Raw genomic sequence first — 20,196 nt, forward strand, 5'->3', positions numbered from 1 at the left:
GTTCATTCGTGGGGCATAAAGCAGGCGTGCCCCGTCTTGATGAGGGCGGAAAAACTCTTGCACAATACTTCGAAAGGAGTGGCCTTTCCGTTTTTCAGCCAAAGAATATACGCGTCTATGACGCCCGAACACAAAAACACGGTCACATAGGCGCAGCATTCTTTCTTGTCCTCGCTCGCCTCTTTCACGAGCGCGCCGTGCAGCCGTTCGTAAAAAGAATATTTCAGATCCTGCGTGAACATCGCCGCCTCTTTTGAATTCGCCAGAAATTCTTCTAGCATGGGCATGCGCTCCGTTTCTTCCCGCACGGCAGTCAGAAAATCGGTGTATGCCTCCGAGCCGTGGGGAAATTTATGAACGGTATAATTTTTCAAAATGCGCGTGATGATCTCTTCCCGAATGTTTTCCAAAACGTCGAAAACACTGGTATAATGCAGATAAAACGTAGTGCGGTTTACGTCCGCCTCCTCGCATAGCCTTTTGATCGTGATCTCGTTGATGTCGCGGCCGCCGAGAAGCCTTAAAAGCGCGCTCTCGATGGCTGCGCAGGTGCGAACGCTGCGTTTGTCTTGTTTGTTGCCGTGCATTTGTTTGGTTTTTCCTCCGCTTACTACCCATAAATTATAAACGACATTTTCGTTTTTGTCAATAAATGGAGAAATCTTTGCGGTTCTATGTAAGAATACATGAAAATGATTAAGAAATCATAAATTTTTCCGCAAAGAATTTCAAATATTTTATTTCGCCCGATCGCCGTGCATCTTTACGACGGAGCGCAAAAGGGAATCTTCCGCGCCGTTCCAGGGCTTGTCCGCATTGCGGTAGTCGTGCTTAGCGGCAAACCAGTTCAAGTCCTCTAAAAGCGACTGCACGCTCGCCTGTTCCAGTTTGGTCAGCGTATAGATATAATCCTTTTTCCGCGTGCGCGCGAACGAAGCGTAACGCAGCAGTTGCCCGAAATGTTCCAGGCAGAACCCCTTCGTGTTTTGCAGGATCTCCTTGAATTTCTTTTCGGCGAAAAACATTTCCGCAACCGTCTTATAATAGCGGATCATGTTGACTTCCACGCCGTCGCAGATGACGCAGCGGCTGTCCGAATCGATAAAAAAATCCGCCATTTCTTTCGCGATCTTCGGTTCGGCGGTAATTTCCAGACGGCCTTTGAGCGCGGTGAGCCTTGTAATATGCTGCAATGTGAGGGAAAGTTTGTTCTGGCGCGCCAGCATCATTTCGGTATGGTGCAGGCAAAAGCCCTTTTCGTTGACCATGCGGCGCTGAAAATCTTCCATCACCGATTCGTTCAGGTATTGCTCGGTCAGCCGCCTTTCCAGGATATTGCGGATGGCGCACAGCGGGCATTGATTTTTCCCGTTGAACTCCTGGTAAATGAGCATGTTTCCGATATGGTAATTCATAAATAAACCCCTTCCGTCATAAATTTAGGTATGCGGTGCATTCATTATAAAACAAATCGGAAAAAAAGAAAAGCGTTTTATTTGCGCCTTTCGTGCGCAATTTTTCTCGCCGTCTGCCTGCTCGCGCTGACGATCCTCGTCGCGGCGGGGGAGCGGGCGGCGCGCGTCGCGCTGCGGCGGGAATTATACTTCGTCTGTTCGCAGACCGTCTACCGCGAGGATTTGGCGCTGTCCGTTTCCGACGTGGTCTCCTCGGGCGGCGGCGCGGGCTATCTTTTGCACCGCGGCAAGGGGTACGCCGTCGTATATTCCGTGTACCGCACAAAGAGATCGGCGGAGGCGGTCTGCGCCGATCTCGTCGACGGAGGGCAGAACGCCGAAGTTCTGTCCTTTGTAATGAGCGGTTTTTACCTTCCCGCGTCGGACGCGTCGGCGGCCGCCGAAATCGCTTCGTATTTTCGCGTGTATTACGACTGTATCGTTCTTTTGAGCAAGACGGCGGACGAGTTGGACGCGGGGCGCATCAACCGCGAGGGGGCGTTTTGTTCGATGGAGAGCGCAAAAGACGCGCTTACGGGACTGCAAACGATATTGGAGGGGGAAAAAACGCTTTCCAAGGCGCGCTATGACGCGATGAACGAAAGCGTGGAGAGCGCGTGCGGGCTTCTGGCTGTGAGCGACGGGCTGTTTGCCTCGTCGGACATTCGTGCAATCTATGCCTGCATGAGCGATCTTTATATGCAAACGGCACAAAAATTACAAAAATGAAGGGCAATTTTCGCGAACGCTTGCTAAATTTTGCGGAATCATATATAATGTCATCAGAGAATTTTTACGGGGATTTTGGCTAAAATTCATGAATTGTATTTTTATTTACAATCCGGTCAGCGGCAAAGGGCGAATCCGAAAAAAGATCAAGTACGTCGTGGATAAACTCCGCGAGAAATATGAGATCGTGGACGTATATGAAACGCGCGCCTGCGGCGATATGACTGCGGCGGCGCGCGAGGCGGCGAAAAAATACGACGCCATCGTCTTTTCGGGCGGCGACGGCTCTTTCAACGAAGTGTTGCAGGGGGTGGCGTCTGCGGAGATCATGCCCGAACTCGGCTATATTCCCAGCGGTACGGTCAACGATATCGCGCATTCTCTGCATATCCCGAAAAATATCCGCCGGGCGCTGAAAGTCATACTCGGCGGGGAAAACGTAATGCTCGACTGCGTGAAAGTGAACGAGCGCTACGCCATGTACGTGGTGGCGGCGGGGGCTTTCACGAGTGCGACGTACACCACGCCGCAGAGCCAGAAAAAACTCATCGGCAGAATGGCATACGGGTTGGAAGGCATCAAAAAAAATATGCGCTTCGACGTATTTCCCGTCGAAGTGCGTAACGGAAACGAAACGGTGAATACGCAGAGCGTGTTCGTGCTCCTGATGAACGGACGTTACGTCGCGGGCATGCACATCAACAAAAAGGGCAGTTTTGCCGACGGAAAACTGGAGATCGCGCTCGTCAAGCAGACGAAAAATCCCACGTTTTTAAAGCGGATACGCGCATATATAGCCTTGGCGCGCCTGTTTTTATTCGGATATAAATTCAAAGAAAAGCAGATCGTGCGCTTTGAAGGCTCCGAATTCGAAATTTTCGTGCCTGAAAACGTCATTTGGAATTTCGACGGCGAAAAGGGGATCAGCGGAAACGTAAAAATTCAAGTCCTTCCGAAAAAAATCAATATGATTGTGCCGAAAGGGCTGAAAAACATTTGATTTTTTTTAAAATTATGGTATAATAAGTAGGCTAATCGCGAAAGCCCCGTGCTTTTGCCGAAACGCTGGTGTGGCTCAGTCGGTAGAGCAGCTGATTCGTAATCAGCAGGTCGCCGGTTCAAGTCCGGCCACCAGCTCCAAAACCTCTCACGAAATTATTTTCGTGAGAGGTTTTTGTTTTTTAACTTTTAAAAATGTCCATAATAAACTTCAATGGAGGGTTACCCATGTCCGAAAAGTTGAAGAAATATCAGGAAAAAAGAGATTTTGTCAAGACGAGCGAGCCGAAGGGGAAGCCTGCGAACGGCAAGCAACGCAAAAAGAAAGGTTTGAAATTCGTGGTACAATATCACGCAGCGCGGACAACGCATTTCGACTTTCGGTTGGAATGGCAGGGCGTGCTGCTCAGTTGGGCTGTGCCCAAAGGCCCTTCCTATAATCCCAAAGATAAAAGGCTCGCGGTGCACGTGGAGGATCACCCCGTGGAATACGCCGATTTCGAGGGCGCGATCCCGAAAGGAGAATACGGCGGCGGTACGGTCATGCTGTGGGACGAGGGCGCGTGGGAGCCGCAGGAAGATTTCGAAGAAGGGCTTAAAAAAGGCTCTTTGAAATTTAAGTTGTCGGGAGAGCGCCTGCACGGCAAATGGGCGCTTGTCCGCATGGCTCCGAGGGAAAACGAGAGCGCGGAAAATTGGCTGCTCATCAAAGAGAAGGACGAGTTTGCGGCACCCGGTACGGGCATTTCCGACTATGATACGAGCGTTCGCTCGGGACGCAAGTTAGAGAAGATCGCGGCGGAGGAATCGTCGCAGACGAAAGTCATTCCGTTTCAAAACCTTTCCGTGCATCTCGCGCGATCCGTAGATAAACTTCCGCAGGAAGATGGCTGGGCTTACGAGATCAAGTACGACGGCTACCGCATACTGGCGTACGCGGAGGACGGCTCCGTGAAACTGATGACGCGCGGCGGCCACGATTATGCGGCGAAATTCAAAAGCGTTGCGAAGGCGTTGGAAACGTGGAGCAAGGGGCGCTCGATGGTACTCGACGGGGAAATGATCATAGCGGACGAAAACGGAAAGAGCGATTTTCAGGCGCTGCAAAACTATCTGAAAAAGCCGACGGGAAAAGAATTGACGTTCATCGTCTTTGACCTGTTGGCGGCCGACGGCAAAGATCTGCGCGATCTCCCGCTTTCCGAGCGAAAAAGCGCGCTTGAAAAATTGATGAAGGGCGCGCCCGCATCCGTCGTTTACAGCAAACACACGCTCGGCAACGGAGAGGAGATCTTTCAAGCCGCTGCAAAAATCGGTCTGGAAGGCATTGTCGGCAAAAAACTCGATTCGCGGTACAGTGGAACGCGAAACGGCGATTGGATCAAAATGAAATGCTATAACCGTCAGGAATTCGTGATCGGCGGTTATCAGATCTCGGAGAAAAAAGCGGGCGGGATCGGCGCGCTTCTGCTCGGGGTGTACGAAGGCAGAAAATTGATTTTCGCGGGGCGCGCGGGAACGGGGTTCGGGCAACGGGATGCGGAGTCGCTGCTGAAAAAATTCGACAAGTTGCGCACGGAAATATCTCCTTTTAAAACCGCGCCCGAATTTGACGAAACGGAAACGGTTTTTCTGAAACCCCGTCTGGTCGCAGAGGTGCAGTTTGCCGAATGGACGGACGAAAACGTGTTGCGGCAGGCGAGTTTCAAGGGGCTGCGCACGGACAAAAAACCGACGGAAGTCGTGCGGGAAACGCCGCTTTCCGAGAAGGACGTAAAATCGGAACCAAAGAGGGAAACGAAAAAAGAGGCGACCGTGCTTGGCATTCCCGTCAGCAGTCCCGATAAGATCGTTTTTAAAGATCCCGAAGTGAAAAAACTCGAAATCGCGCAGTATTACGCCGCCGTCGCCAAGCGGATGATGCCTTACGCGGGCGGGCGTGTGCTCAGCGTCGTGCGGTGTCATAAGGGCGTATCCGCCGCGTGCTTTTTTAAAAAACACCCCGTGTCGGAGGGCGAGGGGACGGCAATTTTAGAGATCGAAAACAGCGAAGGCGAAAAGAGCGATTATTTTTATCTGAAAGACGAAAGGGGTCTGATCTCGGAAGCGCAACTCGGCACGCTGGAATTTCACGTCTGGGGCAGCCGTGCGGACGATCTGGAAAGGCCCGACATGATGATCTTCGATCTGGACCCCGACGAGGGCATGGGGCTTGGTCAGATCCGACAGGGAGTCAAAGATCTGAAAAAAGTGCTCGACTCGCTGTCCCTGCAAAGTTTTTTAAAGACGAGCGGCGGAAAGGGATATCACGTCGTCGTGCCGTTTCGTCCGACGGCGGAGTGGGACGCGTTCCGCGATTTTTCTCGGCAGGTGGCGCAGTTGATGGAGAAAAAATGGCCCGAAAGGTATACGAGCAACGTGCGCAAGATCAAAAGAAAGGGTAAGATCTACATCGACTGGGTGCGCAACGGGCGGGGGGCTACGAGCGTCGCGCCTTATTCGCTCCGCGCGCGGCCCGGCGCGCACGTTTCCATGCCCATTGCCTGGCGGGAACTCTCTACGGTGGCGCCCGACGGCGTCGATATGTTCGACGCGCTCAAACGACTGAAAAAAGCCGATCCGTGGAAAGGATTTTTCCAAATCGGGCAGCAGTTGCAAATTTAGAAAAGACGGCGGCGATGCCGTCTTTTTCATTGACAAATCGCATTTTGTCATATATAATCATGGATATATATTACAAAAGGAAAGAGAGGATCGAAAAATGGGAGTCATTGCGCAACGCACGTTCAACACGGCGTATATCTGGCTGGATACGGCGTTTTTGGTGTTATTTTGTGTGCTGTTGTTTTTGAGCAAAAGAAAATTGACGTTGCTGTTCGCGCTGTGCGGCGGCGTGCTGTACTTTCTTGTCGATTACGGCATCTTTCATCTGCTGACGCATTCGCGTACCATAGAGGGCGGCAGTATGTTCTGGGTACTCTTGTGGATGTCCATGAGTTACGGCATCACAAACTTTGCCTGGATCTGGCTGGCTCTCCGTAAAGACGAACGGTTCGCCGAATGGACGGCGCTCATTCTCCTTTGGTGGCTCGCCTGTCCCATGCTGGCCGGCATGTTCGGGAACGCGCCTGAGATCACCATTGCCCGCACCACGGGCGCTTATCACGGATTTATGGCTTTATTTTTGTTCCTTTCCTATCTCGCCGTGATCGGCTGGAATATTTTCCAAAAGGAAAAGAAATACCGTTTCCGGATCCTGTGGCTCATTGCGATCGGCGTGGCCGTGCAGTTCGGCTGGGAATTTTCCCTGCTTATCGGAGGTATCCGTTCGAGCGGCATCGTCGAAATGGCGGAAAAATTGCGAGTGCTCGTCGTAAATTCCCTGTTGGAAACAAATCTGGGGTTGCCCGCGATCTACTGTATTTACCTTTTCATATCCCGTAAGGTAGGGGAAAACCTCGAAAAACTGCCCGCGGCGGGCTTTTTGACCCGTTTGGAGGAAAACAACGCCAAACGATATTTTGCCGAAAAAAAAGCGCCGTTGCAGGGCGAATGAAATTGATAAAGAAAGGCGCGGAGCAATTTGCTCCGCGCCTTTTTTTGTCTTGACGAATCATGAAAAAATTGTTAGAATACATATGTATTGTAAGAAGGACGCGCTCTGACGGAGGTTTTATGAACGGAGAATTGCTGATCGAACGGCTGATCGCCTATGCAAAGGCGTTTTTGCATTTACAGGCTTGCGATGAAATTTATACGCGCAATCTTCTTTTGTCTAAATTCGGGCTGTTTGCGCCTTACGACGGCAATGCGGAAACGAGCGACGTGTACGAAATGCGCGTTCCCGACGCGCTGTACGCGGAGATCTGCGCGTTCGCCCGCGAACGCGGACTGTGCGACGCGGGGGAAGAGGCGCGCTTTGCCGCGGGCATATTCGGGCTTTTGACGCCCCCGCCTTCCGAAGTGAACCGCGCTTTTTACGCGATCAAAGCGGAGAAAGGCGCGCAATGCGCGTGCGATTATCTGTACGGATTATCCGTGCGCAACGGCTATATCCAAAAGACCGCCATCGAAAAAAATCTCGTATGGACTTACGACGACGGGCAGAACACGCTGGAGATCACGGTCAATCTGTCCAAACCCGAAAAAAACAATAAGGACATTGCAAAACTGCTCACCGCGCCGCAAAGTAAAAGATATCCCGCGTGCGCGCTCTGCAAGGAAAACGAGGGCTTCGAAGGGCAAGGCGCACAGGCGCCGCGCCAGAATATCCGCACCGTAAAGACGATCCTGGGCGGCGAGCCCTGGTTCGTGCAATATTCTCCCTACGCCTATTATGACGAGCACTGTATCGCGATCTCCGAGGCGCATACGCCCATGAACGTAAACGATTCCACGGTGGAAAAGGTGCTCGATTTCGTGGATGCGTTTCCCAACTATTTTATCGGGAGCAACGCCTCTCTGCCGATCATCGGCGGCTCCATTCTCAATCACGAACATTTCCAGGGCGGCAGGCACGAAATGCCCATGCACCGCGCTGAATTTGACGTTTTATACGAGGAGCCCGCTTTTCCCGATGTGCGCGCGGGTATTCTTGATTGGTATAACAGCGCCTTTCAATTGGAAAGCGAAAACCGCGCGTCGGTTGCGGCGCTCGCAAAGCGGCTGATCGCGGCGTGGAAAAAATTCGACAGCCCTGCCTGCAACGTACTTTCGCACAGCGGCGATACGCCGCACAATTCCTGCTCGCCCATCGCGCGCAAAGTCGGAGGCAAGTACGTAGTTACGCTCATTTTCCGCAACAACCGTGCGGACGAACAGTTCCCCGACGGCATTTTCCACGTGCACCCGCGCTATCACAATATCAAAAGCGAGGGCATCGGGCTCATCGAGGCGATGGGATTATTTATCCTGCCGGGGCGTTTGAAGGCGCAACTCGAAGAGATCACCGATATCGTGGCGGGCGCGCCGTACGATGCGTCGGCGCCGGAAGAAAATACGCATCCCTTATATTTGCACCGCGGCATGATAAAGGATCTGCTGCAAGAGGGTACGGCGGCAAACCGTGAGGCGGCGCACGAGCGCGTCATATCCTACGTCAACCGCGTATGCGCGGGCATTCTCGACTGCACCGCCGTATTCAAGCGCGACGAAACGGGCCGCCGCGGGTTCGACGAATTTTTACGCGGTTGCGGATTTCAAAGAACGTAGGGGGAATATTCGTTCAAAGCCTTGCGCTTTCGCGGTGCTTTATGGTATAATATGGTATATTGAAAAAGCGTTCGGCAAGGAGGAACGGAAGTTATGCGAATCGATCAACTGCAAGCGGCATCCTGGTGGGAGAAATTGAAAGCGCTGTTCGACAGCCCGCTCGCCCTTACGCTTTTGGCGGTGTGCGTGGTACTGTTTATCGCGATCGTCTGTCTGATCGCCGTGCTTTCAAGGCGTATTCAAGTCACGTACGTGTCGTGCGGCAAGGAAGATATTAAGTCGTATTACAAAGGCGCGCGCGCCGATCAGTCCGCACCCGAACAGCGCGAAGGCTATCGTTTCGGCGGTTGGTACCTTGACGAAACGTGTACCCAAAAGGCGCCCGAAACTTTGCGCGTCAAAAAGAAAGGCATTGTGCTTTACGCCCTTTGGGAAAAAGAAGAGGACGAAGAGGCCGCGGCAGAACCTGTAACGGAAGAAACTGCCGTCGTGGAAGAACCCGTAACAGAAGAAACTGCCGTCGTGGAAGAACCCGTAACAGAAGAAACCGCCGTCGTGGAAGAACCCGTTGCAAAAGAGCCTGCCGCGGAGCCTGTTCCCGAAGAACCCGCGCAGGAAGAGGCGGAGGAGGAAGAGGACGAAACGGAAGCGGCCGAAGGCGACGAGTTTGACAACGCGCTCGTTACGACGGTGACGGGAACCAAAGTTTTCGTGCAGTACCGCCGCAGTTTCACGGCGCGACTCATTCAGGCGGATGACGAGATCAAGGATATCTATAATTCGGTGCGCAACGCGTTGTTGACGGTCAGCGGGGTAAAGGAGCGCACGAGTTGGAACTATAACAGCATCAACCGCGGGCGTAAGCAGTTTGCGAAAATAAACGCCAACCGCAAGAGTCTTATTCTGTATCTCGCGCTGTCGCCCTCCAATATAGAGGACAAATACCGTTTCCGCGACGTGAGCGAAAAGAAGAGATATAAAGACGTACCCGTGCGTTATAAGATCACGGGCAGCCGCAGTTTGCAATACGCGCTGGAACTGATCGAACAGGCGGCGGATAACAACGGGCTGACTTTGCAGGAATTTCCTTTCGAGCAGAATCTTTCCATTCCCTACGAACCGCGGGAAGATCTCATCAAAAAGAAACTGATCAAAGTCTATGCGAAAAAAGATTCGGGCGAAACCATTACCGAAGAGCAACTCGAAGAGTTCATCGAAGAGGGCGCTACGGTAGAGAGCCTTTCGTCCTTTACCGTCACGGATAAGGTGAGCGTGCTCGAAGCGGAAAAACTGGTCAGCGACGCGACTGCCAAACAGTTGATGGCTCTTGCGGACGAGGTCGCGGACAACACGCCCCGCGTCGCGCAGGCAAAGCGCGGCTATATCAATCTCGATACCATTGCCGCCAACTTCAAGGAAGACGAGATCGTCAATTTACAGACGCTCAAAGAGAAAAAACTCGTGCAGCCTAAGATGAGCGCCGTCAAGGTGCTCGCGCGCGGCAGCCTGGATAAAGCCCTTACCGTCGAGGCGGCGGATTTTTCTCTTCCCGCCGTAAAGATGATCGTCATAACGGGCGGCAAAGTCGTCAAACTGAAAAAGGTATGATAGAAAGCGGGGAGCGCTTCCCCGCTTTTTTCGATCGAGATTGTAAACTAATTATTTCAATATGGTTGACAATAAGATCGCGATATGATAAAATCATGGACATGAGTGTAAAACAGGATGTTTTAAAAGTATTGGAAAAAAGGCGCGGGGAAAGCGTTTCGGGAGAGGAGTTGGCGGATGAGTTGGGCGTTTCGCGCGCGGCGGTGTGGAAGGCGGTGAAGGGGCTCAAAGCGGAAGGGCACGCCATCCATGCCGCGACCAATCGGGGCTATCTTCTCGAAGAGGATTCCGATGTTTTGACCGCCCCGTCGGTGCAGCGTTTTCTGACGCATGATTTCGACGTGATCGTGGAAAAAAAAGTGACGTCGACCAACGACGCGGCGAAAAAACTCGCGCTCGGCGGCGCGAAAGAATGGACGGTGATCCTGTCCGAAGAGCAGAGCGCGGGGAGAGGGCGTTTCGCGCGTTCTTTTTACTCGCCGAGGGGGGCGGGCATCTATTGCAGTGTCGTGCTCCGTCCCGGATACACGGCGGCGGAAACGCTGTTCATCACCACCTGCGCGGCGGTCGCCGTGGCGGAGGGCATCGAGCGCGTAACGGGACGGTCGGCGGACATCAAGTGGGTGAACGACGTGTTCGTATCGGGCAAAAAAGTTTGCGGTATCCTCACCGAAGCGTCTTTCAGCGTGGAAAACGGCGGGCTTGAATACGCGGTGCTCGGGTTCGGGATCAACGTCAAAACACAGGCGTTCCCTGCGGAACTTGCAAACGTCGCTGCGGCGCTCTATCCCGACGGCGAATGTTCGGGCGATACGCGCGCAAAACTCGTCGCCTGTATTCTGGAACGGTTCCGATATTATTATGAAAATATTCCCGTGCGCGCCTTTTATCCCGAATATAAGCGCCGAAGCATTCTCATCGGTAAAACCGTGCTCGTTACGGGCGGGGAATCGGGCGAAGCGGAAGTTCTGGATATCGACGAAAACTGTTATCTGCGCGTGCGTTTTGCGGACGGGAGAGAGTGCCCGCTCTCTTCGGGCGAAGTCAGCGTAAAGATACAATAAGGAGGCTTTGTGGAAACATCTGAAAAGAAAGTATCTGCCGCGCAGGAATTGGCGAAATGCGCGATCTTCGTAGTGCTCATGACTGTGGCGGCCTACATAAAAATTCCGTTCTGGCCCGTGCCTCTGAGTTTTCAGACGGTGATATGCGTGCTCGCGGGGCTGTTGCTCGGCTGGAAATACGGCGCGCTGTCCATGCTCTGTTATCTTATGCTGGGGCTCGTCGGCGTGCCCGTATTCACGAAAGGGGGCGGATACTGGTATGTGATGGAACTCACTTTCGGTTATATCTTAGGTTTTGTCGCTGCCGCGGCAACGGCGGGCGCGATCGCGCATCGGAACAATATGCCGTCGTTCCGGCGCATGATCTTTGCCTCTCTCGCGGCGATGTTCGCAGACTATCTGTTCGGCACGATCTACTTTTGCTGTATATGGCGTTTTTATATGCACGCTTCGGGTGTCTGGGCGGCGCTTTGGACGTACAATATTTTGTATATTTTCAAGGATATCGTGCTCTGCGTTCTGGCGGCGCTGCTCGCCAAAAAACTTTTGCCGATCGTCAATAAAAATTTCCGCGCCGATTAAATATTTTTGAGCCGAAATCGATTTTTATGAAATTCGAGCGCGCCTTCCCGCTGCAATTTTGACAGCATGGCGGAAAGCGCGCTTCTGTCCGTTCCCAAAAAGTCGGCGAGCGCCTGCCTGTCGAAAGGGATCGTAAAGGAATCCGAGCCTATGCGCTCGGATTCCTTTTTTAAATAGCAGAGCACTTTCCCGCGCAGCGTCCGCCTGGACAGGCACTCCACGCGTTCCGTCAGCGCGACGCTCTTTTGCGCGAGGATCTGTAACAGATTGGCGGCTACGGGCTGTAAATTTGCGTCGGCGTCGGCAAATTTTTGCGCGCGGAGCCACAGCGCCTCGCAATCGGACGCCGCTATCACGCTCACGGCCAAAGGCGTTCCGACGAGCGCGAACGCTTCGGCGAACAGTTCGCCGCTTCCGAGTTCCGCCACGAGCACGGGATTTCCCTCTTCGTCCTCGCGCACGATATGCGCGGTACCCCTCGTCAATATACCGAATTCGCGCGTCGGCTCTCCCGCGTGCAATAAAAATTCGCCCTTTTCATAATTCTTATTGCGCGCGCACAGTGCTGCAAGCGCGCTGTCTTCATTTTCGAGATTCCGAAAGAGAGGGCAGTTTTGATGGAAATTTTTCATGATTTCTCTCCAATCCGTTGTCGTTACAACGTATTTTATGCAAAAAGTATAGTATAATTCATGCGTAAAGTCAAGGAGGTATTTTTTTTATGATTCGGAAAATTATAAAAATAGACGAAGAAAAATGTAACGGCTGCGGTCTGTGCGCGGCGGCGTGCCATGAAGGCGCCATCGGCATGGCCGGCGGCAAGGCAAAACTTTTGCGTGAAGATTATTGCGACGGGCTCGGCGATTGCCTGCCCGCTTGCCCCGCGAACGCCATCTCGTTTGAAACGCGCGAGGCGCCCGCCTATGACGCGGCGGCAGTGGCGCGCGCAAAAACGCAGACGCTGCCGTGCGGCTGTCCGTCCGCGCAATCGAAAAAGATCGAACGCAGGAGCGCGCCCGAAACGGCTAACGAAGCACGGAGCGAACTTTCGCAATGGCCCGTGCAGATCAAACTCGTCTCTGTCAACGCGCCCTATTTTCAAGGCGCCCGCCTTCTCGTCGCGGCAGACTGCACCGCGTACGCCTGCGGCGATTTTCATGGCAGATTTATCCGCGGCCGCGTCACACTCGTCGGCTGTCCCAAACTGGATATGGCGGATTATTCCGAAAAACTGTCGGAGATCTTAAAGGCGAACGATATTCTGAGCCTCACTCTTGTCCGTATGGAAGTGCCGTGCTGCGGCAAAATGGAGAGCGCTCTTTGCGCGGCGCTGGAAAATAGCGGGAAAAATATTCCTTTTGAAGTTTATATCGTCTCGACGGACGGAAAGGTGTTCAAAAAATGATTTCCCAATTTTTGTAATTATGTGAATGAGAATTCCGTGAAAAAAGTCACGATTTGTCGAATTTGAGGATCATCCGCTTGCTTTTTGGCGTAAAGTATGGTATAAATTGAACAACTGAAATTGCAGAACAAAACGGACCGGGAAAAATGATTGAAAAGAAATCAGTTTTTTCGGTCTGTTTTGCACGCGAAAAAAGGAGCAATGATGAAAAAAAGATGGTTATTGGCTGCATTGCTGGCTTTGGGTTTTGCCTTTTTGTTGACGGGTTGCATTGACGCAAATATCGTAGGCAAAACTTATAAAGTCACGTTTATCAGCGAAGGGGAGGAGTATGATTCGGCGGACGCCGCATTGGGCAGCCGCGTCGTTTTTCCCGAAACACCTCCGACGAAAGAGGACGACGAAACGTACACGTATACGTTTAAAGGTTGGAGCCTTACCGAAGGCGAGGACGCAAAGCCCGTCGAGAGTCACATCGTCGTCGGCGACGTCACGTTTTATGCGGTATTTTCCCGCGAAGAAAAAGACCCCGAAGACGTATATTTCAGCGTGTCTTTCAAAGACGGCGTCACGGGCGAAAAGATCGGCGAAGATCAGAAAGTCAAAGAGGGTGAAGACGCAACTCTGCCTACGCCGCCCGAACATCCGGGATATACTTTCGAGAAATGGGATAAACCGCACACGAGCATTACGAGCAAGACGGTCATAACCGCGCTATATACGAAAAATCATTATCGGCTCACCAGAAATGTTTTGGGCGAAACGAAAGACGAGAGCGTCGAATTTGAATCCGCGCTCGCTTTGACCGAACCCGAAGGCGTCGATCCCGTGTTCGTATTCGAGGGTTGGTATTGGGATAAAAATTACGATACCCCCGTCGAAACGGGCGATAAAATGCCCGCCGATAACGCGGAGATTTTCGCGAAATACAGCGTCGATTTTTCCGGCGCGGAGATTTCGACCGAGGGCGATCTCATTTACGGAAAAGGGGACGATTTCGCTCTTGTTTCGGATTTGAAAAATACCGAAGAGGAAAGCATCGTCTATACATTTGTGTGGAACGACGGTTCCGCCCAAGAAAAATTCACGCTCCGCAATGCGGGCGAATACGAACTTTCCGTAACCGTCACCGCGGTGTACGGCGAGAACGTCTTGACCGACACGCAGGAATTTTCGAAAACGGTGACCGTGGAAAAAGCGGCGCTTTCCGTCACCGTCGGACTCGGCGCCGACAGCGTCGTTTACGGTACGGCAAGCGCGCCTTTCGTCACGTACGGCGATTTTCAATACGAGGACAGCCAAACGAGTTTGGATCTGCACCCTCGTTATACTTATACCGAGAAAGACGGCATCCCCGTTGCGGGCAATAAACTCGGCGTCGGTACGTATTCCGTCGTCGCGGAATTTGCGGAACCCGATAATTATGTGCTTAACGTCACGGCGGCGACTCTGACAGTTACGCCCAAAGATCTCACCGTTACGGTGAGCGCGGAAAATTTCGTCTACGGCGAAATTTCTGATATCTTATTGATTTTAGATTTGAGTTTCGACGGATTTGCGAACGGCGACGGTGAAACTTCGCTCGGCGGCGCGGCAGAATATTCCTATACGAAAAACGGCAAACCTTTCACGGCGGAAGGCTTGTTCGGCGCGGGCGAATATACCGTTTCGGTGCAGGGATTCACCTCGGAGAATTATAACATTTCCTATGCGAGAGCCGCATCCTTTATCGTTTCCAAACGCGAAGCGAGGGCTGTGCTTACCGCAAAGGGCGGCATTTACGGAACAGATCCCGAATGTAACGTAAAATTTACGGGAATTTTAAAAGAGGATGAATCTCTGTTCGTTCCCGAATATACCTTTACAAAAGACGGTGAGGCTTATCTGCCGAACGGTCTGTTCGGCGCGGGCAAATACGTAGTGAACGCGCGTTTTGCCGCGAACGAAAATTATGAACTGAACGTCGATGCCGCAGAATTTACCATCGAAAAGGCGGATTTGCAGATCGGCGTGAAGGTCCCCTCGATCGTATACGGAGAAAAGCCGAACCCTGAAATTACGTACGACGGATTTATCGAGGGCGAAAACGAAAACGTGCTTTCGGGCACAGCCGTGTACGCTTACACCAAAGACGGCGAAGTGCATGATTTCTCCGCGCGTTTTGTTGCAGGCAGTTATACCGTTTCCGTGAGCGGGCTGACGTCGGAAAATTATGCCATCGCATTTGCAGCCGCGGAAAACTTCGAAGTTGCGAAAAAAGATCTCACGCTCAATGTAAGCGTGGAAAAAACTTCTCTCGTTTACGGCGAAAAACCCGTGGAGAAAATTACGTACGAAGGTTTCGTCTACGGGGAAAATATGAGCGATATCGGCAATCCCCGCGCCGTATTCAAAAATTCCGAGGGCGTTGTTGTTTCGGACAATGTTTTCCATGTCGGCAACTATATCGCGACCGTCGAGGCGCAATCCGAAAATTATGATATATTGGTCAATAAAACGCCGTTTACCGTTATCAAAAAAGACCTTACCGCGACGGTGAGTCTCAGACAGTCTTCTCTGACTTACGGCGATCTGCCCGAGGCGAGCGTCGCTTACGAAGGCTTTATTTCGGAGTCGGAAGAGGAGGAACAGACGAAGAACGTCGTATTCGCGTATGCGCAAGGCGATCAGTCCTTCGACGGCTCGCAACTCGCCGTCGGCAAATACGTAGTTTCTTTGGAGGGGCTGGAACTTCCCGATTATAACGTACACGTTGAGACCGCGGAGTTGACCGTTTCGAAAAAGTCTTTGACGATCGACGTAAAGGCGGACAAAGAAAGATATATTTACGGCGAAACGCCCGAACTAAAATTTGTTTTCGGCAAATTCGCATATGACGAAGATGAAAAAGTCCTGGTGGGTGGCTCTCTTTCCGTATCACGCGACGAATCTCCGTACGAAGACGAAAAATTCATCGTCGGCAATTACACGGCAAAAGCCGTCGGATTTACTGCGGAAAATTATGACATCGAGATGAGCGGAATCGGCTTTACCGTCGCTCCGAAAGAAGTGACCGTTACAGTGTCCGCTGAACGCGACGTTTATACTTTCGGCGACGAGGTAATTGTTTCGCATTCCGTTTCGGCGCTCGCGTTCGACGAACCCGAAAGCATACTCGGCGACATGACCATCGTTTATACCAAGGACGGCGCAGCCTATACGCCCGCCGCTTTATTTAACGCAGGCGAATATACCGCGACCATTGAAAATCTTTTCAACGAGAATTATGATATCACCATAGATTCGGCATCGTTTACCGTGGAAAAACAGGTTTTCGCGGTCGAACGTTCGGATAATCAGAAGAGCGGGATCAAATGGACGTTCGGGCCGCGGTTTGCGGAAGGCTCGCCTTTCGTATTCGAGGGCATCGTGCGGCTGAAATCGACAAAACAGGGAACCTATATGGCGACCGACGAAAGCAGTTTTGCGCAACATTTCGAATGGGAAAGCGGTTCATACCAAATTTTTTATCAGAATACCGACGTCACAGCCGATTTTGAAATTTCATACAATTTAAAAGTCACATTAGTGGATTCGAACTTTGGCGACGGAGTCATTCTCGAACCGTCCGAAACAACGAAAACATACGACGGCAAAGCGCACGAATTCGAGGTGACCGTTCAAGGCGTCGCCGCTGCGGTCGAGTACAGTATAAACGATGGTGAATTTACGACTGCCGTTCCCTCGTTGACCGATGCGGGCACGTATAAGATTTCCTACAAAGTTTCTGCGGAAAATTACGTTCCTGTAGACGGAGATTTCGAAGTAACGATACTAAAGGCTGAAAATCACATCGATTACTCCGGGATCGGCGCAACGGAATTTACCTATAACGGGCAAGATCATACGGTAGATTTTTCTAAGGCGACCGCGACCAACGGCACCGTCGCCGTCAGCGGCGAAACCGTATTTAAAGACGCGGGCGAATATACCGTTACGCTGTCCGTCGCGGAAAGCGAAAATTATAAGGCGGTTTCCGTCGAAGTCACGGTAAAAGTCGCCAAAGCAGACTATGAAATCGTGGCGGAAAACCAATCGTACGTTTACACCGGCAGCGCGCAGGGCAAAGGCATTTCCGTAACTGCATTCGGGGAAGATAACTTCACCGTTTTATATGGCGGCAACCCTGCCGTGCCCGTTCTGACAAACGTCGAGTCGGTGACGGTGCATTATACCGTTACGGGCAATGATAATTATAACGATGCGAACGGAACTTATGATCTTTCCGTTACCAAAGCACCCAACTCGATCGACGTTTCTTCCGTTACGGGTACGGAATGGACGTACGACGGCGCAGAACACGTTATTGATTTGAACGATGTGAAAGCGGCTTTCGGCGAGGTGACTTGGGGCGATCATGCTTTCATAAATGCGGGCACGCATACCATTACGCTCACTGTCGCGGGAACGGACAACTATGCGGACGCGACCGCAACGATAGAGGTCATCGTCCATAAAGCGGAATTGACGGTCACGCCGCAGGAAAATAACTTTACCTTTAACGCGCAGAAGCAGGGCAACGGCGTGACGGTCGAGGCTTTGGATGCTGGTTATACGATAGAATATACGTATAGTGACAAGAAATCGGATACCGTGCCGCAGTTTACCGACGCAGGCAGTTATACGGTCGGTTATCGCGTTTTCGGTGCGAATTACATTGAAAAGAGCGGCTCCTATACCGTCACCATCGCACCCAAAGAACTGACGGTGACAAATCCGGGGAATCAGAATAAAACTTACGACGGTGCCGAATTCGGCGAGGGCATAACGGTTACGGGCAACGTAGACGATCAGTTAACCGTCACGTATACAGTAAACGGAAAACCTTTCGAGGGGACGCCTGCCTTTGCGGATGCGGGTACGTACGAGATCACGTATACCGTTTCCGGATCAAATTATAAAAGCGTCAATGACGTATATACTATTACTATAACCAAGGCGCAGGGCACGATCGATACTTCCGCTGTGCAAACGGATTATACCTATAACGGCGCGGAGCAGGTCGTAGACCTTAGCGGCGTGAAATGGACGGGGGACGGCAATCGGAGCAATACGAAGAATAAATTTACCGACGTTCCCGATGGCGGTTCGTTCGTCATAACGTTGACTTTATCGGAAGGAAAGAATTATTTCGGTGAAACGCAAGATATCACGATCACGGTGCATAAAGCCGATTACGAAGGTAAGACGCACCCCGAAATTTCCGAAGTCATGGGCGTCGGAAAAACGCTCGAAAGCATTACATTGGACGAATATTTTACTTGGAAAGAGCCTTCGCGTGAATTGGTTTTGGGCAACAATCAGTACGACGCCGTTTATAACGCCGATCCGAAAAATTACAACGATTTTGCCTTGAAAATCACGATCAACGCCCGCCGCGAAAAAGTGACCATTGCCGTCGATCCGCTTGAAGCGGATTTCGAGGTAAAGGCTCTTCCCGAACCCACATATCGGATTTTGGGCGAGGAACGCGTTTTGAGTGAGGAAGAAATCGCATATTTAAATCTTAAATTCACTGTTACTACAAACGCGAATTTTGATATCGGTTCCACCTATTTTGTATTATACGCTTTGGCATATGATGCGGAAAATCAATATTTCGAGTTGACCGAACAAGAAACCGAAACGTATTTCAAACTGAAATCGGTCGGCGTAGGTGATACACTCTACACGATCGAAGATGCGCTCGAGGCGGCTACGGAGGGCACCGTTATCGTCAAGCACGATACGGCTTTCGCCTCTGCGGAAACCCTCGCTAAATTTACCGATTTGTACTCCGCTACAAACTACGAAGTGAAAGCAGGGGTTACCTTGCTTGTGCCGTATGATGCGAATTATAGTACGAATACGAAAGATGTTGAAAGGACTTGGGTTGCAGTAGGTAAAACTGCGTTTGTCACGTTAACGGTTTCGGAGAATACAAATTTAACAGTATACGGAAAGCTTATTGTAAATGCTAAAATGGTTACAGCGTCCAATCCTACTACATCAACGCCCAAAGGTAATTATTTCGGACAAATGGAAGTTAAAGATCATGCAGTCATCAATTTTGAAACAGGTGCTTCGTTTGAATGCATGGGATTTGCTTATGGAAGTGGAAATATAGTAGTTAAATCGGGCGCGAATATGGTTGAACCTTTCAATCTTGTAGGTTATAAAGGAGGGACTATATCTATATCTTTATCTTTAAGATCAAAAGTTTTTCCTATAAATCAATATTCAATGTCCAGTATTATTTGCAATACAGAAATACAATTCGGTGCAAACTATATTGCACGAGCTTTTGTAACAGGAAAACCTTTCTTAACAGAAAAAGATGTGAATGCAGATGTTTCTTTTGTTTCAACCACAAATAAAGCATTTATACAGTTATCGAGTGGTAGTGTTTTTAAATCGCTAAATGAAGAAAATGGTGAAATTACATTTGATATCCATGGGGATGCCGCATTAAATAATTTAACATTAAGCCTTGATGGTTTATTAAGCATGGATACTTCAAAGCTACAAGTTCCTGTCCCCGGTAATTTCAATATAATTATCTCCTCTGGAACAACGACAATATCACAAGGCGTGCAAATTAAAATGCTACCAGGCATGGATTTGACTGTAGAAAAAGAAGCAAAATTAGTTATTGCAGGAAAAGGTGAGAATTCGGCTGGCGGTTTATCTGCATATGGCAATGACAATTATACGTTTGCCGATAATAAGGTAATGCAATGGCAAGATGGGGAATTGGGCAACGTAAAAGATTATCCATGTTTAAATATGCCGAATGTTTATAGAACAAAACCTGTGTTTGCATACAACGCAACTACTCCTGCAAGAGTTATTATTAAAGGCGAATTAATCGTTTGCGAAAATGCTTATTTTGCTGTAGCACTTTCAGCGGAAAAAGATGCAAAAATCAGCATAGGGACTACCTCTGTATTGACTTATTCAATTCAAGAAGATTATAGTAAATCTGGTGCAATTGATTATTTTACAACAAATTTCATTTTGAATGGCAATTTCAACGGCGAATATTCGGCATCGTTCGAAGTCGGCAAAACCTACACCTACACCGAAAGCGGCTGGGTAGTCGCTGTATAAGGCAGTAAAACGAATA

13 protein-coding genes and 1 tRNA gene are annotated in these 20,196 nt (G+C 50.7%); 11 read left to right on the forward strand and 3 right to left on the reverse strand.

Annotated features, from left to right (window positions below; translation table 11 throughout):
* Window positions 1-2: 2 nt before the first annotated feature.
* Together ESZ91_RS10360 and ESZ91_RS10365 are read right to left on the reverse strand one after the other, a co-directional pair.
* Window positions 3-587 carry a TetR/AcrR family transcriptional regulator gene (locus tag ESZ91_RS10360; protein ID WP_129226984.1) on the reverse strand — a complete coding sequence of 195 codons (585 nt, stop codon included), beginning with the start codon at window positions 585-587 and terminating at the stop codon, window positions 3-5.
* 150 nt (window positions 588-737) lie between these two features.
* Window positions 738-1,415, reverse strand: coding sequence for a DUF6062 family protein (locus tag ESZ91_RS10365; protein ID WP_129226986.1), 678 nt, complete (start codon window positions 1,413-1,415; stop codon window positions 738-740).
* Between the two features lie 81 nt (window positions 1,416-1,496).
* Here ESZ91_RS10365 and ESZ91_RS10370 point away from each other — a divergent pair, with 81 nt between their 5' ends.
* From ESZ91_RS10370 to ESZ91_RS10410, 9 genes are all read left to right on the forward strand, one after another.
* The gene (locus ESZ91_RS10370; protein WP_129226988.1) at window positions 1,497-2,183 is read left to right on the forward strand and encodes a hypothetical protein; all 687 of its coding nucleotides are present in this window, start codon (window positions 1,497-1,499) and stop codon (window positions 2,181-2,183) included.
* 88 nt (window positions 2,184-2,271) lie between these two features.
* Window positions 2,272-3,183: a diacylglycerol/lipid kinase family protein gene (locus ESZ91_RS10375; protein WP_129226990.1), complete on the forward strand. Its 912-nt coding sequence runs from the start codon at window positions 2,272-2,274 to the stop codon at window positions 3,181-3,183.
* Between the two features lie 64 nt (window positions 3,184-3,247).
* Window positions 3,248-3,323: transfer RNA gene (locus tag ESZ91_RS10380), tRNA-Thr, on the forward strand.
* An 87-nt stretch (window positions 3,324-3,410) separates the two neighbouring features.
* On the forward strand, window positions 3,411-5,846 hold the full coding sequence (ligD, locus tag ESZ91_RS10385) for a DNA ligase D (protein ID WP_129226992.1): 2,436 nt from the start codon (window positions 3,411-3,413) through the stop codon (window positions 5,844-5,846).
* Between the two features lie 97 nt (window positions 5,847-5,943).
* Entirely contained in the window at window positions 5,944-6,738 is a 795-nt protein-coding gene (locus tag ESZ91_RS10390) for a hypothetical protein (protein ID WP_129226994.1), read from the forward strand.
* A gap of 119 nt (window positions 6,739-6,857) precedes the next feature.
* Entirely contained in the window at window positions 6,858-8,393 is a 1,536-nt protein-coding gene (locus ESZ91_RS10395; protein WP_161971142.1) for a UDP-glucose--hexose-1-phosphate uridylyltransferase, read from the forward strand.
* 93 nt (window positions 8,394-8,486) lie between these two features.
* A complete protein-coding gene (locus tag ESZ91_RS10400) occupies window positions 8,487-10,001 on the forward strand; it encodes an uL15 family ribosomal protein (RefSeq protein ID WP_129226998.1) in 1,515 nt (504 codons plus the stop codon).
* 95 nt (window positions 10,002-10,096) lie between these two features.
* Window positions 10,097-11,065 carry a biotin--[acetyl-CoA-carboxylase] ligase gene (locus ESZ91_RS10405; protein WP_201270905.1) on the forward strand — a complete coding sequence of 323 codons (969 nt, stop codon included), beginning with the start codon at window positions 10,097-10,099 and terminating at the stop codon, window positions 11,063-11,065.
* A gap of 9 nt (window positions 11,066-11,074) precedes the next feature.
* Window positions 11,075-11,647 carry a biotin transporter BioY gene (locus ESZ91_RS10410; protein WP_129227000.1) on the forward strand — a complete coding sequence of 191 codons (573 nt, stop codon included), beginning with the start codon at window positions 11,075-11,077 and terminating at the stop codon, window positions 11,645-11,647.
* Here the strand turns inward: ESZ91_RS10410 and ESZ91_RS10415 are convergent.
* Window positions 11,644-12,279 carry a Crp/Fnr family transcriptional regulator gene (locus ESZ91_RS10415; protein WP_129227002.1) on the reverse strand — a complete coding sequence of 212 codons (636 nt, stop codon included), beginning with the start codon at window positions 12,277-12,279 and terminating at the stop codon, window positions 11,644-11,646. The two genes, ESZ91_RS10410 and ESZ91_RS10415, sit on opposite strands and share 4 nt — an antisense overlap.
* A gap of 89 nt (window positions 12,280-12,368) precedes the next feature.
* On the opposite strand from ESZ91_RS10415, the gene ESZ91_RS10420 reads away from it, so the two are divergent.
* Both ESZ91_RS10420 and ESZ91_RS10425 read left to right on the forward strand, forming a co-directional pair.
* Window positions 12,369-13,052 (forward strand): ATP-binding protein, encoded by a 684-nt coding sequence (locus ESZ91_RS10420; protein WP_129227005.1) that lies wholly within the window; start codon window positions 12,369-12,371, stop codon window positions 13,050-13,052.
* A 204-nt stretch (window positions 13,053-13,256) separates the two neighbouring features.
* Window positions 13,257-20,180: an MBG domain-containing protein gene (locus tag ESZ91_RS10425; protein ID WP_161971143.1), complete on the forward strand. Its 6,924-nt coding sequence runs from the start codon at window positions 13,257-13,259 to the stop codon at window positions 20,178-20,180.
* Window positions 20,181-20,196: the final 16 nt, after the last annotated feature.

It is taken from the genome of Candidatus Borkfalkia ceftriaxoniphila (genome assembly GCF_004134775.1).
Lineage (GTDB): Bacteria > Bacillota > Clostridia > Christensenellales > Borkfalkiaceae > Borkfalkia > Borkfalkia ceftriaxoniphila.